The sequence below is a fragment of the Desulfolithobacter sp. genome (assembly GCF_054025815.1).
In genome coordinates, this window is record NZ_JBPMMS010000033.1 from 26487 (window position 1) to 41064 (window position 14578).

The window sequence follows — 14578 nt, forward strand, 5'->3', positions numbered from 1 at the left end:
TCGTGAACGAGAGAAATGCGGATCTGAAGTTTGAAACGCGAGTGATCCATGAGTGTATTCTGCCGGAAGACTGGGACGGAGCGACTCTGCCGCCCATCTGCCAGTCGGCTTCGCATCGTCATCAAACCGCCGAGAGCCTGAGTGAAACCTTTGCCGGCAGGCAAAGGGATCACATCTACATGCGCCTGACCAACCCCACCAACTCCGTACTGGAGAAAAAGCTGGCATCCCTGGAAAACGGTCGTGGCGCGGTTTTCATGTCGTCTGGGATGGCAGCGATCACCAACACCTGTATGGCTCTGCTGCGGTCCGGAGACGAGTTTGTCGCCAGTCGTTCTCTGTTCATGTCCACCTACCTGCTCTTCAAGCGGGTTTTTGCCAAGTATGATATCCGTTGCCGCCTGGTCGATCCGCTGGATCTTGCGGCAATGGAGGAGGCGATCACCGATCGGACCAGGTTTCTCTACCTGGAAACCATCACCAACCCGGGCATGGAAGTGCCGGATCTGCGGGCAGCCGCCGACCTGGCTCACCGCCATGGCCTGCCGCTGGTGGTGGACTCCACCCTCGCCACCCCCTGGCTCTGCCGACCCCTGGAACATGGCGCCGATGTGGTGATCCATTCCACCACCAAGTATCTTTCCGGCCACGGCAACGCCGTGGGCGGGGTGGTGATCGACGGCGGCACCTTTGACTGGCTCGGTTCCGAGCGGTTTCCTGACTTTGCGCCCTTTGTCGAGCGCAAGGGTGAACTGGCCCTGCTGGACAAGATATGGCGTGAGCACCATATCAACTTCGGGACCACGGCTGCACCCCTGCACGCCTACCTGGCCATGATCGGACTCGATACCCTGGCCCTGCGCATGGAACGGCACATGGCAAATACCCGGGAGGTGGCCCGCTATCTCCAGGCGCACCCCAGGGTCAGGTGGATCCGCTATCCCGGCCTGCCGGAACATCCCAGTCATGCCACGGCCCAGAATTTGTTCAAGGGCAAGGGATACGGCGGTTTGCTGTCCTTTGGGCTCAAAGACCAGGAGACCTGTTTCCGGTTCATTGACAATCTCAAGCTGGTCTACCATCTTGCCAATCTGGGTGACTGCAAGACCCTGGTCATCCACCCGGCCTCAAGCCAGTACATCTCGTTCCCTGACCAGGAACGGGAAGATATCGGTATCAGTTCGGATCTGCTGCGGCTCTCGGTGGGAATCGAAGATGTGGATGATATCGTCGCTGACCTGGAGCAGGCCCTGGCCAGCCTGTGACGACTGATATGTTGAGATGTCTGGGGTCATGACAGCACGTGTGAAAAGAACACCGGATGTTCCGTTACTGGTGGAAAAGAAGTATTTCACCTTTGCCGAACCTCCGGGTGAGATGATTCTTGACTCCGGGACCCGCCTCGGTCCCATTACGCTCGCCTACGAGACCCTGGGCAAGCTCAATCGGGACCGGTCCAATGCCATCCTGGTCCTGCACGCCTGTACCGGGGACTCGCATGTAGCCGGTTACTACCCTGATGACAATGCCAGGCCGGGATGGTGGGACGGCATGGTGGGGCCCGGCAAGCCCATTGATACCAACCGCTGGTTTGTCATTTGCTCCAATATTCTCGGTTCCTGTATGGGGTCCACTGGCCCGGCCTCGATCAACCCGGCCACCGGCAGGAGATACGGGCTCGATTTTCCCATGGTCACTATCCGCGATATGGTCCGGGCCCAGCGCCAGCTCATCGAGCACCTGGGAATCAGTCGGATCATGGCTCTTATCGGCGGCTCAGTGGGCGGAATGCAGGTGCTGCGCTGGTGCGTGGAGTATCCCGAGATGGTTGGTTCTGCCATTGCCCTGGCCACCACCACCCGTCACTCGGCCCAGGCGATTGCCTTCAACGAGGTGGCCCGCCAGGCCATTATGTCGGATCCTGAGTGGAAGGGTGGCCAGTACTATGATGGTCCCGGGCCCAGGCACGGCCTGGCCGTGGCCCGGATGATCGGTCATGTGACCTATCTCTCGGACGAGTCCATGCGCGAGAAGTTCGGCCGCCGGCTGCAGAACCGCAGCTCTCTTTCTTTTGATTTCGGGGTGGATTTCCAGGTGGAGAGTTACCTCCATCACCAGGGAGCCAAGTTTGTCGACCGGTTCGATGCCAATGCCCTGCTTTACATCACCAAGGCGGCGGATTATTTCGACCTGGAATCCGGGGACGGCTCCAGCCTGGTGGACGACCGGCTGCGACATATCCGCTTTCTCGTTCTCTCCTTCTCTTCGGACTGGCTCTACCCCACCTACCAGTCCCGGGCCATTGTCTCGGCCCTGAAAAAGAACGGCTGTGACGTCAGTTTCTGCGAGATTGAATCCCGCTGGGGCCATGATGCGTTCCTTATGCCCTCCGAGAGGCTCTATACCCTGGTCAACCGGTTTCTTGACAGGGTGGACCGGGAACTTGAGGCAGGTTGAGAATGCGTTTTGATCTGCAGATCATAGCCTCCTGGATCGAACCAGAGGCAAGGGTGCTCGACCTTGGCTGCGGCTGCGGTGATCTTCTGCTTCACCTGCAGAGAACAAAACAGGTACGGGGAACCGGCATCGAACAGGATGAGGAGAAGGTCAGCCGCTGCATCGAGAAGGGACTCTCGGTGCTCCAGGGAGACTTTCGTGACGAGGTCCATGATTACCCCGAATCCAGCTTCGATGTGGTGATCCTCAGTCAGACCCTTCAACAGGTGATGGACCCCAAAAATCTCATCCGTGACCTGCTCCGGATCGGTGACCGGGTGATTGTCAGTTTCCCGAATTTCGGGTATTACCGTTCCAGGTTGCAGCTTTTGTTCAAGGGCCAGGCCCCGGTGACCGATCAACTGCCCTACGAATGGTACGACACGCCAAATATCCGGGTTATAACTATCCGTGATTTCAAGCGGTTCCTCAGGGTGACCGGTGTGCGGCTGGCCAGGGAGGCGGCCATCAACACCCACCACCATGACCGGGCGGGTAATATCGTTTCATACTGGACCAACCTGCGGGCGACCTATGGCATAATGATGCTGGAGCGGCCCCTTTGACATGGTCATGTTTCCAACAAGAAAGAATCTGCCCGGATACGTGGCAGGAACGTGTTTCAGGTGAACCACTTATGGGAAAACAGGAAATAATCACCGGCGAGTGCAATACTGAAGTCCAGCCGGCGGAAGGGTATTTCAGCGAGGTGCCGGGAATTGTCAGCGAACTGGCGCAGGGTTTTCTCGAGGGCCGCTGGTCCAGCCATATCGAGCCGGTGCCGATTCCGTCCCGGGATGAGGTGATCTCCATCATCAATCAGGCCCAGCGGATCCTTTTTCCCGGTTTTTTCTCTCCGGATATCCTCAGCCCGGCCAGCCTGGAATATCACATTGGCCAGGAGATGAGCCTGTTTTACGAGAACCTGGCCCGCCAGGTGAGTTGCGCCATCCGCCACGACTGTCTGCGCCATGATCAGGTCTGTTCCCGTTGCGGCGAGCGCAGCTACCGGATCGCCCTGGATTTCATTCGCTCTCTGCCCAGGATTCGTGAACAGCTCGAATCCGACATCGAGGCCACCCTTGCCGGAGATCCGGCGGCCGCCAACGCCGATGAGGTGATCTTTTCCTATCCCGGTCTGTTCGCTACTTTTGTCTATCGGCTGGCTCACCGGCTGGTGGAGCTGGAGGTGCCCATTATTCCACGGATCATGAGCGAGTACGCCTATCATCGCACAGCCATTGATATCAATCCTGGGGCCCGGATCGGAGACTCCTTTTTTATCGATCACGGGGCCGGAGTGGTCATCGGCGCTACAACCGAGATCGGCAACCGGGTGCGGCTTTACCAGGGGGTTACCCTGGGGGCCTTGTCCCTGCCAAGGGATGCGGGCAAAAAACTGCGCGATAAGAAACGCCATCCCACCATCGAAGACGATGTGATTATTTACGCCAATGCCATTATTCTCGGAGGGGACACGGTCATCGGTGCCCGCTCCATAGTCGGCGGCAACGTGTGGCTGACCGAGTCTGTCGGGCCGGATACCAAGGTTGTTCTCAAACCAGCCGAACTGGTCTACCTGGGGAATGGCACCAAGCAAAGGGAGGAGAGGTGATGCAGGTTTTTGATTCTCAGGCCGGCTCGGTCGGCCGGACCCCCCTTATCCACCTGCGCCGGATGTGCGACCGGGTGGATATCCTGGCCAAGATGGAGTCTCGCAATCCCCTGGGTTCGGTCAAGGACCGGATCGCCGTGGCCATGATCGAGGCTGCTGAAAGGGAAGGTCTTCTCGGGCCGTCCACCACTGTGGTTGAACCAACGTCCGGTAATACCGGCATCGGTCTGGCCTTTGTCTGTGCCTCCCGGGGTTACCGGCTGGTGCTGACCATGCCGGAGACCATGAGCATGGAGAGGCGCAAGCTGCTGGTCCACCTCGGGGCAGAACTTGTTTTGACCCCGGGTGATCAGGGCATGAAAGGGGCCATCCGGCGGGCCGAGGAGCTGACCTGCGAACTCGAAGACGCCTGGATGCCCAACCAATTCACAAACCCTGCCAATCCCGCGATTCATCGTCAGCGTACCGCCGAAGAGATCTGGGGCCAGTGCGGCGGGCGGCTCGATGTTTTTGTCGCCGGGGTCGGCACCGGCGGTACCATCACCGGCGTATCCGGAAGGATCAAGGAGCTGGCACCGCTTTATGCAGTGGCTGTGGAACCGGCCGATTCTCCGGTCTTGTCGGGTGGCAGGCCCGGGCCCCACAAAATCCAGGGTATCGGGGCCGGATTTATTCCCGAGATCCTCGATACAAACCTCATTGACGAGGTGGTGCAGGTGACCGGCGAAGAGGCCCTGGATATGGCGCGAAAGCTTGCCAGGACAGAAGGAATTCTTTGTGGTATATCTTCCGGAGCGGCAATGGCCGCGGCCCTGCGTCTTGCTGAACGCAAAGAGTTTGAAGGCAAGCGGTTTGTGGTGGTGCTTCCTGATACCGGGGAGCGTTACCTGAGCACCGACCTGATGGAATAACATGCCAGGCATTCGGGAATCCCTGGAAAAATTGGCTCGCGGCGGGCGGCGGTATTTAAAAACAGGAAACAGGAAGGACTGATGGGAAAGATTGTTTCGCTTAATATCAGCAGTAAGAAAGGGGTGAACAAGGAGCCGGTCGAGGAGGTGGAGCTTCGGGTGGATCATGGTATCGAGGGTGACGCCCATGCCGGCAAATGGCACCGGCAGGTAAGCCTGCTGGCTCAGGAGTCCATTGACTTTATGCGGGCCAAGGGGCTGGAGCTGGAACCTGGTGCTTTTGCCGAGAATATCACCACCGAGGGTATTGACCTGGCCAGACTGCCGGTGGGCACCCGGCTTCGGGCCGGCGAGGTTTTGCTCGAGGTGACCCAGATCGGCAAGAAATGTCATAAGGGCTGTGCCATCTTCCAGCAGGTGGGCGACTGCATCATGCCGAGGGAGGGTATTTTTGCCAAAGTAATCGTACCTGGTATCCTGCGCACGGGCGATACCCTGGAAGTCGTGTGAATCCTGAGAACCGTTCGCCGCAGACCGGTTGCCTGCGCTGCGGATCCTGCTGCGAGCAGGGCGGACCGGCTCTGCACACCGAAGATCTGGCCCTGCTCGAATCGGGCAGGCTGCACCCCGGGCAACTGGTGACGGTCCGGCGGGGAGAACTTGCCCTTGCACCGCTTGGCACCTGTCCGGAGCCGGTCCAGGCCGAGTTCCTCAAGGTCCAGGGGCGCGACGGTTCCTGGCGCTGCTGTTTTTTTGACCGGGAGAACTCCGGCTGCGCGATCTATGACCATCGGCCACTTGCCTGCCGTATTCTCGAATGCTGGGAGCCGGGGCCTCTGCTCGATATCGCAGGCCGTGACCTTCTGAACCGGTTTGCCTGTATCGCTGACGACGATCCCCTGTTGACCCTTGTCCGGCTCCATGAATCCCAGGTTCCCTGTCCGGATCTGTCCTGCCTGTCCGACCTGCTTAAGGATCCTGCCAGCAGGGAAGCCCGGCTGCACGCCCTTTCCCGCCAGGTGCAGCTCGACCTGATGCTTCGCGACCGTGCGGTCCGGGAGCACCGGCTGTCGGTGGCACTGGAACTCTTCTACTTCGGGCGACCGCTGTTCCAGCTTCTCAAACCCCTGGGGATCCAGGTTCGGGAAAGTGGACAGGGGGTCGTGCTTCACTATGAAGGACCCTGAACAGGGAATGTTCAACCCTGTTGCCTCTCCCGGTGTCATTATTTTGTCAGGCAGGGGCCGGCTCTGGTCCAAACTGCTGGCACGCTGATGTTTTGTATTGAAAAATACTGAAACTGCGTTATTGTTGAGGGCAATGATTTCTCTGGCACGGTGTTCGCAGTCCCTTCCGGGAAACGTGAATCAGGTATGAGCGGGAAAAGGAGGTTGGCTATGTCTGTACAGGATAGGCGAAGCAGTTACCGGTATCAGCTCTACTACCCGATCAACATGCGGGTGGCCCGAAGTTCCAGCGAAGACGACTGGCATCTTGCCGAAATACTCGATGCCGGGCGCAACGGCGTCCGGTTACTGGTGACCGGCGGTGAATCTCTGCCAGTGGGCAGTGAGCTTGAGTTTTCTTCCATTCCTTCTTCGCGGGAGAAAAACTCCAGGGAGTGCCGCAGCGAATTCCGTTGCCGGGTGGTCTGGGAAGATAGTGAAAACCACCAGGTGGGACTGACGTACATCCACTAGACCTTTTCCAGGCGGTTGACGACCCCCTGATCATCATTATGGTTGGTTGTTGACAGGGGGTGTCCTGTCTCCTTCCTCCGCCTGTCTTCGCCTCCAGCAGGTAACCGGGGACCGGCAGCTCTCCTCTGGCATCTGTCATGGGTTGATGTGGCTTGAACAGAGCAAAAATATGATTCTGCCCATGCTGATCTTCCGCAGTGAGGGTACATGAATCCCTGGCTGATTTTTGTCGTATCCGTTCTCCTGCTTGACTACCTGCTGGATGTTCTCGTCGCCCTGGGTACGCTTGATCGCCTGGATCGGAAGCTGCCGTCCGAGATTTGTGACCTGTGGAATCCTGAGCGGTTGCAGAAGAGCCGCGAATATATCAGGACCACCACCCGTTTTACCCTCCTGCAAAACAGTGTCGCCACGGCGCTGCTGCTTGGATTTATCCTGACCGGGGGATTCAACCTGGTCGACCTGGCCGCCCGGTCCCTGGAGCTTGGCCCTATCCCTACCGGGCTCGTGTTCACAGGTCTTTTGCTCCTGTTTTCCGGGCTTCTCAACCTGCCATTTACCATCTATGCCACCTTTGTCATCGAGGAACGGTTCGGTCTGAACCGGATCACGGTACGGACTTTTGTCCTCGACCTGCTGAAAACCATATTCCTGGCGCTCATGCTCGGCGGGCCGTTGTTGGCCGGAGTGCTGTGGTTCTTCGAATCGACCGGTTCCTTTGCCTGGCTGTACTGCTGGCTCCTGTTGATCATCTTTGTCCTTGTCGTGCAGTGGCTTGCCCCGGTGGTTATCATGCCGCTTTTCAACCGTTTCACCCCCCTGCCGGAAGGCGGCCTGAAAGAGGTTATCGAAATCTATGCCCGGCAGCAGAATTTTTCCCTCCAGGGGGTCTATACCATGGACGGCTCCCGGCGCTCTTCCAGGTTGAACGCCTTTTTTACCGGTTTTGGCCGTTTCCGGCGCATTGTCTTTTACGATACGCTCCTGGACAAGCTTCAACCAGGGGAGATCCTGGCGGTGCTCGCCCACGAGATGGGTCATTACAAGCTCCGGCACATTCCGAAAATGATGCTCGCTTCCATGGTCCAGACCGGCATCATGTTCGCCATTCTTTCCATTTTCATCGGCAATCAGGGGCTGTTTGCGGCTTTTGGCATGGAATACGTCTCGGTCTATGCCAGTCTGGTTTTTTTTGGCTTTCTCTATGCGCCCATCTCGACCCTGTTCTCGGTGCTGTTCAATCGGGTGGCGAGGGAATATGAGTTTGAGGCCGATGCCTTCGCTGTCCGGACCACCGGACTGGCGGTGGAACTGATCAGCGGCCTTAAGAAACTTGCTCAGGCCAACCTGACCAACCCTGATCCCCATCCCCTCGATGTCTGGCTCCATTACAGCCATCCCCCTCTGTCTGAGCGGATCCGGGCGCTTGTCCGGATCCAGGACACAGGCGACCCGGAGGTGTCGATCCTGGATTTTGGCCGCTGTTGTCTGTGCGACAGAAGAATAACCTTGAGCGACAGGCTGGAAAACAGCAGGCGGCCAGATCTGTGCCGCTGGTGTCTGGCCGGGGAGGAAAGCTGTGGCTGCGCAGATGATTGAGAAGCTTGCAAACCTCTGCCTGCGCCTGTTCCATCGGGAGTACGGCGATATCTGTCTGCTCTACGGGGCGAAACCGAGGTCGGCGATGATGTCACATATTTCTTCAGCAGAGAGGTCGGTGGCCCTGATCCGCAGGTCGCAGAACGTGTTGTAAAGGGGCAACCGTTCACGGTAGAGGGCGTCAAAGCTGATCCCCGAGGGATTGATCAGGCCCCGGCTGTCCTGGTTCTGGACCCGTTTTTCCAGTTCTTCAAGGTCCACATCCAGGAAAACGAGCCAGCCGATTTTTTTGAGATGAGCCATGCCCTTACGGGAATAGATCACGCTGCCGCCTGTGGCGATGACATGGTCCCGGCAGGAGAGATTCAGCAGGACACGCTCCTCCAGGGCCTTGAACGACGTCAGTCCATCCCGGTCAAGGATCTCCTGCAGGGAGCCGTTACCGGCGGCGCTGATCAGGTCGTCGGTGTCGAGGTATGGTCGTCCGGTGCGTTCGGCAAGCAGGCGGCCCACCGTCGACTTGCCGGCTCCGGCCATGCCGATGAGAATGATATTGGAGTGGATACAGGACATCTGTAGAGACCTTCGCCGGGGGCTGTCATGGGTCTGGCACATCGTGGTGGTTCGGAGGACAGGGTGAAAATTCTCTTGCCCTCTGCCCGTAAATACACTACAAAAAAAGGATATATTCTTCATTGATATGATGAAGTTATACTGTGTCTGCGGCAAGTTGGCACTAATTTATTTTCACCTGTTTCTGCACAATCGCCCATCTGGAGGATGGAACCATGAAAAATAATACCTTGCGGGCCCCGTTGATCAAGGCGGGGGTGGTTCTGGGCATTTTTGCCCTCCTGGCCTATTTCACCAGCACCTCTGCCGAGGGAAGTGTCTGGAGTTCCCTGGGCAATATCATTGTGTTTCTGTTTCGCGCTGTTCAGCTTGCCGTTGGTCTGGCCCTGAGTCTGTTTATCTGCCTGGCGGTACTGATCGGCATATTTCTCGGCGCGGTGGCCCTGGTCAACCGCGATGGTGCCCGGCGCATGTATGAAGCGCTGGTCGAGACCGTTGCCCGCTGGCTTGAGCCCTGCATCAGGCGCCTCAGACCGGATCGGGCCGCAGAGCTGGAGGCCCGTCTTGGGACCTTTGGTCAGGAGTTGAAAACAGAGCTGTCCAGTGGTCTGAACCGTACTGCGCAGGAGCTGCGCAAGGCCCAGGTTGCCCTGGAAAACTCGCTCCAGTCACTGGTTTCGAGGCTTCGCGACATGGAAGAGAACGCAGAGCAAAAGGCCGATGCCGGCCAGGTCGAGGAGCTGGCCGCAACCGTGTCCGGTTCGGAAGAGACCCTGGCCAGGCTGGATCAGACCATTGCCCGGCTGGAGACCGAGATGAAAAAGGTCATGGATCAGGTTCAGGCGTTGTCACCCGACGCCCTGCTGGGCGACCTGTCCTCGCGGCTGGAGGCCCTGGAGAGCCGGGAGGATGTGAAAGACCAGGTCGTTGCCCTGCAGGAAGAGGTCGTTGCCATCCGCAAGGGACTTGACCAGGCCATGGCGGAGGTCCGGGTGATCGCCACCCGGGTCGAGTCCGGTCCGGCCGCAGGAAGTGACGGGCCCGGTTCCCGGGATGGTGGAGAAGAGGAGCACCGGCTGTTCAGCTACTTTGATGATCCCGCCGACCGGGTGAAACTCGCCGAGCTGGTGGGCTCCACCCTGAAGAAGGATATGACCTATTCCCAGGTCATGGAGTTTATCGGCCAGGAAATGGGCCCCGAGGCGGGCAGGATAATCAGTGAGCACCCTTCCCTGACCAAGGACTACATCCGCCAGCGCCGTCGCAGCGCCTGAAACCGGCCGGGACGGGAAAAAAACGGTTACACGGCAAAGCCGCGACCGCTTCACCTGTGGTTGCGGCTTCTTTTTTTGGGGGTGGTGAACCGGACTGGAGGCTCAGTCCTTTGCGGGCGAGATAAGTTCCTTGAAGAATTCGATGGAGGGAAAATGGTCTGAATACTGGACCGGTTTGCGGGAGCTGGGCCGGGCGACGTAGATCAGGTACCTGATACCGTATTTTTCCGCTGATTTAAGGACGTTTTCCGTATCGTCGGCCAGCATGGTTCGTTGCGGATCAAAGTCGAGCATTTCCTGGAGTTTTTCCCAGAACCTTGGATCCTCCTTGGCAAGGCCCACCTCTTCGGCGCAGACGATCCGGTCGAACCAGGCCCCGATGGCGGCCTTGTCCAGCTTGATGGACAGGGTCCGGGAGTGGGCATTGGTGATCAGGTAGAGATTTTTTCTCCGGCCCAGGCAGAACTCCAGGAACTCGATCACGTAGGGATGGACCCCGATCAGGTGATTGATCCTCATTTTGAGCTCGGGTATATCCAGCTCCAGCTTCCTGGACCAGTAGTTGAGATCGGTCCAGTCCAGGGTGTTTTCCACTTTCCGGTATTTCTCAAGCAGTTCTTCCCTGGCCTGTTCAATGGGTATATCGTGCATCAGGCTGTAGTGCTCGGGCACGTACTGTTCCCAGAAATAGTCGTCGAAATGTTTGTCCAGCAGGGTCCCGTCCATGTCCAGGAGGACGGTGTCAATGTCCTTCCAGGCAAAATCCGGGTTTCTCTTTTCCGTCTGTCTGCTCATCGTCCTGGTCCATCACAGTTGCCACCTGTTTATTTTTTATTTTTTCTTCAGGCAGTTCAGTATATCACGAATTTTCAAAAAGATATCGGTTGATTCGTCGATGGGCACAACGAGACGCTGATCCGGGGTCAGGCGGATGGGCGTTTTCTCCCTGGCTGTGGAATCGATGAGCTCCAGAATGGAGCGGGGATCCACCGGCGCGTTGTCGACAAAGGAAAAGACCAGGGCCCTGGGACCCTGTTCCAGCTTCTGGATGCCAAACCCTCGCAACTGGTGCTTGAGACCGATGATCTGCAGCAGGGTCCCGGCCTCCCGGGGCAGGTTGCCGTAGCGGTCTTCCAGCTCCTCGCGCAGGTCGGCCAGTTCGTCCGGTCCCTGGCTGCCGGCGGCCGAGATTCTCCGGTAGATGTGGTAGCGCTGGGAAGTGTCCGCGATGTAGCTTTCAGGCAGAAAGGCAGCCAGGTGCAGGTTGATCTCCGGGTCGATGTCGGCCTGGCTCGCATCCTCTCCGTGCTCGGCTTTTTTCTTCAGTTCAGCGACCGTGGACTGCAGGAGCTCCAGGTAGAGGTCGTAACCAACGGCGGCAATATGGCCGGATTGGGAAACACCGAGCAGGTTGCCGCCCCCGCGGATCTGCAGGTCGTTCATGGCCAGCTTGAAACCGCCGCCCAGTTCCGAGCAGTCCATCAGGGCCCGGAGCCTTTTTTTTGCATCCGGCGTCAGTGCATCCAGGGAGGGGACCAGCAGGTAGGCATAGGACTGGCGGCTGGAGCGGCCCACCCGTCCGCGGAGCTGGTAGATATCTGCCAGGCCCAGGTGATCGGCCCGGTTGATGATGATGGTCCCGGCATTGGGGATGTCGAGGCCGGATTCAATGATCGTTGTGCAGACCAGGATATCGATTTCGTGATTGATGAACCGGACCATGATCTCTTCGAGCTGGCTGCCCGGCATCTGTCCGTGGGCCACGGCCACGCGGGCCTGGGGTACCAGATCGTTGATGTTTTCCGCCACCCGTTCGATGGTCCGCACCCGGTTGTGGACAAAGAAGAGCTGCCCGCCCCGCTGCAGTTCGCGAAGGACCGCCTCGCGGATCACCAATTGGTCGTACCGGGCGAGGAAGGTTTTTACCGCCCGTCTCCTTCGCGGGGGGGTGGAGATCACTGACAGATCCCTGATGCCCAGGAGCGACATCTGCAGGGTACGGGGGATCGGAGTGGCGGTCAGGGTCAGGATGTCCACTTCGGCCCGCATTTTCTTGATCTTTTCCTTGTGGGTGACCCCGAACCGGTGCTCCTCGTCGACAATAAGCAGGCCCAGACGGTTGAAAACAATGTCCCTGGAGAGCAGCCGATGGGTGCCCACAACCAGGTCAATGGTGCCATCTTTGATTCCGGCAACGATTTTCTTCTGTTCGGACGCGCTGCGAAACCGGTTCAGGCAGGCAACTTCCACCGGAAAACCGGCAAACCGGTCCCGGAAGGTGGCTGCGTGCTGTTCGGCCAGTACCGTGGTCGGCACCAGCACTGCAACCTGATAGCCGTCCTCCATGACCTTGAAGGCTGCCCGGACCGCAACTTCCGTTTTGCCGTATCCCACGTCGCCGCAGACCAGGCGGTCCATGGGCTGGTCCGAGGTTAAATCGTCAAGAACCTCCTCGATGGCCTTTTTCTGGCCCTGTGTCTCGTCGTAGGGAAAGGACTCCTCCAGCTCCCGGTACAGCTCGCCCGGAGGCGAGAACCGGTGTCCCTTGCGGATGGCCCGCCGGGCGTAGATCTCGAGCAGCTCCTGGGCTACCTTCCAGACCGCGTCGGTCACTTTTTTCTTGGTGGTCTGCCACCGTTCGGAGCCCAGCCGGTCCAGCCGGGGCTGCTGGTCGGGTAATCCCTGGTAGCGGCTCACCCAGTGGAGCCGATCCACGGGAACGTAGAGGGTGTCACCGTCCCGGTAACGGATCTCCATGAAGTCGCCCCGCTGACCGGCAAATTCCATGTTGACCAGGCCCTGGAAGGTTCCCAGACCGTGATCCCGGTGGACCACGATATCGCCCACGTCCAGTTCTTCCACCTGGACCGGCCGGGCCTCTTTTCCTCTTGTCCGGCCAGGTTTACCGGGTCTGAGCCGTTTTTCGCCGAAAAGTTCGGTGGCTGAAAGGATGTGGAGCCTTTCCTCCACCAGGTCAAAGCCGGACGACAGGGGATGTTCCACCAGGGTTACCTGTCCGCTCCTTTCTCCGGGCAGGTCCAGGGGGATATCGTTTCTGCCGGTCCGGATCTGGTAACTCTTGAGCATTTCGCCCAGATGTTTCGCCTGCCGGGGCGAGCGGCAGGCCAGGTAGATCCGCTCTTCCCGTTCCAGCCAGGTCACCAGTTTGTCGGCCAGCGGCGCCAGTACACCACGTTTGCGCCGCTGGAGGTCGATTTCCTGGCGCAGCAGTGTGTGGTCGCCGCAGGATATGGTAAGCGGTGGGGCTGGTCCGTCGGGATCCGGGAGCTGGCAGAGATTGACCAGGGTCCGGCAAGCCAGGGCCTTTTTCAGATCATCCTGATCAAGAAAGAGGCGTTCTGGAGGCAGCAGCGCCAGACCCTTGGCTCTACCCTCGTCGTAGTTGGTTTCGATCCGTTCCCGGACCAGATCCAGCTTGGCCTGTACCGCTGCCGGATCATGCTGGACCATGATGACATCACCGGGCAGATAGTCAAAAACGGTTTGGACCTCTTCCGGTGGCGGGTAGAGCAGGGGGAGTGAAAACTCAATTCCGGGAAAACGGATCTGCTGGTTCAGGGACTCGAAAAGCGTCGCCGCCTGATCCGGATTCCATTCAAGCTCCCGGGCTGCAGCCGCAAGAAAGGTGCGCCAGTTTTCCTGCGCTTCCTGGCCCGGGAACAGGATGTCCGAGGCCGGCAGGAGGACGGCCTCTTCAAGTTCGTACAGGGAGCGTTGGCTGACCGGATCAAAGACCCGGATGGATTCGATAGTGTCACCGAAGAAATCGAGCCGCACCGGGCCGTTCATTTCCGGCGAGGAAGGAGGGGCATAGATGTCGACGATCCCGCCACGCACCGCGATGTCCCCTTCATGTTGAACCATGGCGCACATCTGATAGCCGGCCCGGGTCAGGGATTCGATCAGTTGGTCCCGGTCGGTTTCTTCTCCGGCCATGACCAGCTCGGCATAACGATTGAGGACCGCCGGGGGCAGGATCCGGCGCTGGAGGGCCTCGATGGAGACCAGGATGATGACCGGTCCGGCCTGTTCCTGCAGCTGGTAGAGGGTGGCCAGCCGCAGGGCCACGGTGGACGGGTCCGGGGCGAGCGGGGTGTAAGGCGGAATTTCGAAGCTGGGATAGACCAGAACCGGCAGCCCGGTGAAGAGGCCGATATCCTGGGCCAGCGGTTCAAGCTGTTCATCCGAGGGGACGATACAGCACACACTCCGGTCCAGGCCGGTCGCTGTACGGGCAAGAAAAAGGGCTGCACTTCCTCCGTGCAGCCCGCAGATGTCGGTTCTTTTCCGATCGGGCAACAGCCCTATGATAGATAGCACAACCAGTATATCCTGTCCGGCAGGTCCGTCCGCCGTGGACGGTCTACCCTGATTTGTGTTGATTCAAGC

The 14578-nt window shown here is 58.8% G+C and carries 13 protein-coding genes; 10 read left to right on the plus strand and 3 right to left on the minus strand.

The annotated features are described in order from the left end of the window. Positions 1–2: 2 nt before the first annotated feature. The 9 genes from ACXJJY_RS07960 to ACXJJY_RS08000 all read left to right on the plus strand — a co-directional run bounded on the left by ACXJJY_RS07960 (position 3) and on the right by ACXJJY_RS08000 (position 8321). Positions 3–1265 (plus strand): O-acetylhomoserine aminocarboxypropyltransferase/cysteine synthase family protein, encoded by a 1263-nt coding sequence (locus tag ACXJJY_RS07960; RefSeq protein ID WP_456386786.1) that lies wholly within the window; start codon positions 3–5, stop codon positions 1263–1265. Between the two features lie 40 nt (positions 1266–1305). After that, on the plus strand, positions 1306–2457 hold the full coding sequence (metX, locus tag ACXJJY_RS07965) for a homoserine O-acetyltransferase MetX (RefSeq protein ID WP_456386788.1): 1152 nt from the start codon (positions 1306–1308) through the stop codon (positions 2455–2457). Positions 2458–2459: 2 nt separating this feature from the next. Further along, complete coding sequence (gene metW, locus ACXJJY_RS07970; protein WP_456386790.1) at positions 2460–3062, plus strand: methionine biosynthesis protein MetW; 603 nt, start codon at positions 2460–2462, stop codon at positions 3060–3062. A 71-nt stretch (positions 3063–3133) separates the two neighbouring features. Further along, complete coding sequence (locus ACXJJY_RS07975) at positions 3134–4111, plus strand: serine O-acetyltransferase (protein ID WP_456386792.1); 978 nt, start codon at positions 3134–3136, stop codon at positions 4109–4111. Further along, entirely contained in the window at positions 4111–5022 is a 912-nt protein-coding gene (gene cysK, locus ACXJJY_RS07980; RefSeq protein WP_456386794.1) for a cysteine synthase A, read from the plus strand. Before ACXJJY_RS07975 ends, cysK begins: the two co-directional genes overlap by 1 nt. An 81-nt stretch (positions 5023–5103) precedes the next feature. Further along, positions 5104–5532, plus strand: coding sequence for an MOSC domain-containing protein (locus tag ACXJJY_RS07985; protein ID WP_456386796.1), 429 nt, complete (start codon positions 5104–5106; stop codon positions 5530–5532). After that, positions 5529–6209 carry a YkgJ family cysteine cluster protein gene (locus tag ACXJJY_RS07990; RefSeq protein ID WP_456386798.1) on the plus strand — a complete coding sequence of 227 codons (681 nt, stop codon included), beginning with the start codon at positions 5529–5531 and terminating at the stop codon, positions 6207–6209. Before ACXJJY_RS07985 ends, ACXJJY_RS07990 begins: the two co-directional genes overlap by 4 nt. Before the next feature lie 210 nt (positions 6210–6419). Further along, on the plus strand, positions 6420–6722 hold the full coding sequence (locus ACXJJY_RS07995; RefSeq protein ID WP_456386800.1) for a PilZ domain-containing protein: 303 nt from the start codon (positions 6420–6422) through the stop codon (positions 6720–6722). 207 nt (positions 6723–6929) lie between these two features. After that, the gene (locus tag ACXJJY_RS08000; protein ID WP_456386802.1) at positions 6930–8321 is read left to right on the plus strand and encodes a M48 family metallopeptidase; all 1392 of its coding nucleotides are present in this window, start codon (positions 6930–6932) and stop codon (positions 8319–8321) included. 60 nt (positions 8322–8381) lie between these two features. Here ACXJJY_RS08000 and ACXJJY_RS08005 read toward each other — a convergent pair whose 3' ends face one another. Further along, positions 8382–8894: a shikimate kinase gene (locus ACXJJY_RS08005; protein WP_456386804.1), complete on the minus strand. Its 513-nt coding sequence runs from the start codon at positions 8892–8894 to the stop codon at positions 8382–8384. A 215-nt stretch (positions 8895–9109) separates the two neighbouring features. Between ACXJJY_RS08005 and ACXJJY_RS08010 the strand changes: the two genes are divergently transcribed. Then, positions 9110–10168 (plus strand): hypothetical protein, encoded by a 1059-nt coding sequence (locus ACXJJY_RS08010; protein ID WP_456386806.1) that lies wholly within the window; start codon positions 9110–9112, stop codon positions 10166–10168. Between the two features lie 102 nt (positions 10169–10270). Here the strand turns inward: ACXJJY_RS08010 and yrfG are convergent, their stop codons facing one another. Next, positions 10271–10963 carry a GMP/IMP nucleotidase gene (yrfG, locus tag ACXJJY_RS08015; RefSeq protein ID WP_456386808.1) on the minus strand — a complete coding sequence of 231 codons (693 nt, stop codon included), beginning with the start codon at positions 10961–10963 and terminating at the stop codon, positions 10271–10273. A gap of 36 nt (positions 10964–10999) precedes the next feature. After that, on the minus strand, positions 11000–14509 hold the full coding sequence (gene mfd / locus ACXJJY_RS08020; RefSeq protein ID WP_456386810.1) for a transcription-repair coupling factor: 3510 nt from the start codon (positions 14507–14509) through the stop codon (positions 11000–11002). Between the last annotated feature and the right edge of the window lie 69 nt (positions 14510–14578).

What these genes read in the sequence shown, in the direction of transcription:
- ACXJJY_RS08005 (WP_456386804.1), bottom strand. Translation starts at nt 8,894, where the DNA reads ATGTCCTGTATCCACTCCAATATCATTCTCATCGGCATGGCCGGAGCC.
- ACXJJY_RS08000 (WP_456386802.1), top strand. Translation starts at nt 6,930, where the DNA reads ATGAATCCCTGGCTGATTTTTGTCGTATCCGTTCTCCTGCTTGACTAC.
- ACXJJY_RS07975 (WP_456386792.1), top strand. Translation starts at nt 3,134, where the DNA reads ATGGGAAAACAGGAAATAATCACCGGCGAGTGCAATACTGAAGTCCAG.
- metW (WP_456386790.1), top strand. Translation starts at nt 2,460, where the DNA reads ATGCGTTTTGATCTGCAGATCATAGCCTCCTGGATCGAACCAGAGGCA.
- yrfG (WP_456386808.1), bottom strand. Translation starts at nt 10,963, where the DNA reads ATGAGCAGACAGACGGAAAAGAGAAACCCGGATTTTGCCTGGAAGGAC.
- ACXJJY_RS08010 (WP_456386806.1), top strand. Translation starts at nt 9,110, where the DNA reads ATGAAAAATAATACCTTGCGGGCCCCGTTGATCAAGGCGGGGGTGGTT.
- ACXJJY_RS07995 (WP_456386800.1), top strand. Translation starts at nt 6,420, where the DNA reads ATGTCTGTACAGGATAGGCGAAGCAGTTACCGGTATCAGCTCTACTAC.
- cysK (WP_456386794.1), top strand. Translation starts at nt 4,111, where the DNA reads ATGCAGGTTTTTGATTCTCAGGCCGGCTCGGTCGGCCGGACCCCCCTT.
- ACXJJY_RS07985 (WP_456386796.1), top strand. Translation starts at nt 5,104, where the DNA reads ATGGGAAAGATTGTTTCGCTTAATATCAGCAGTAAGAAAGGGGTGAAC.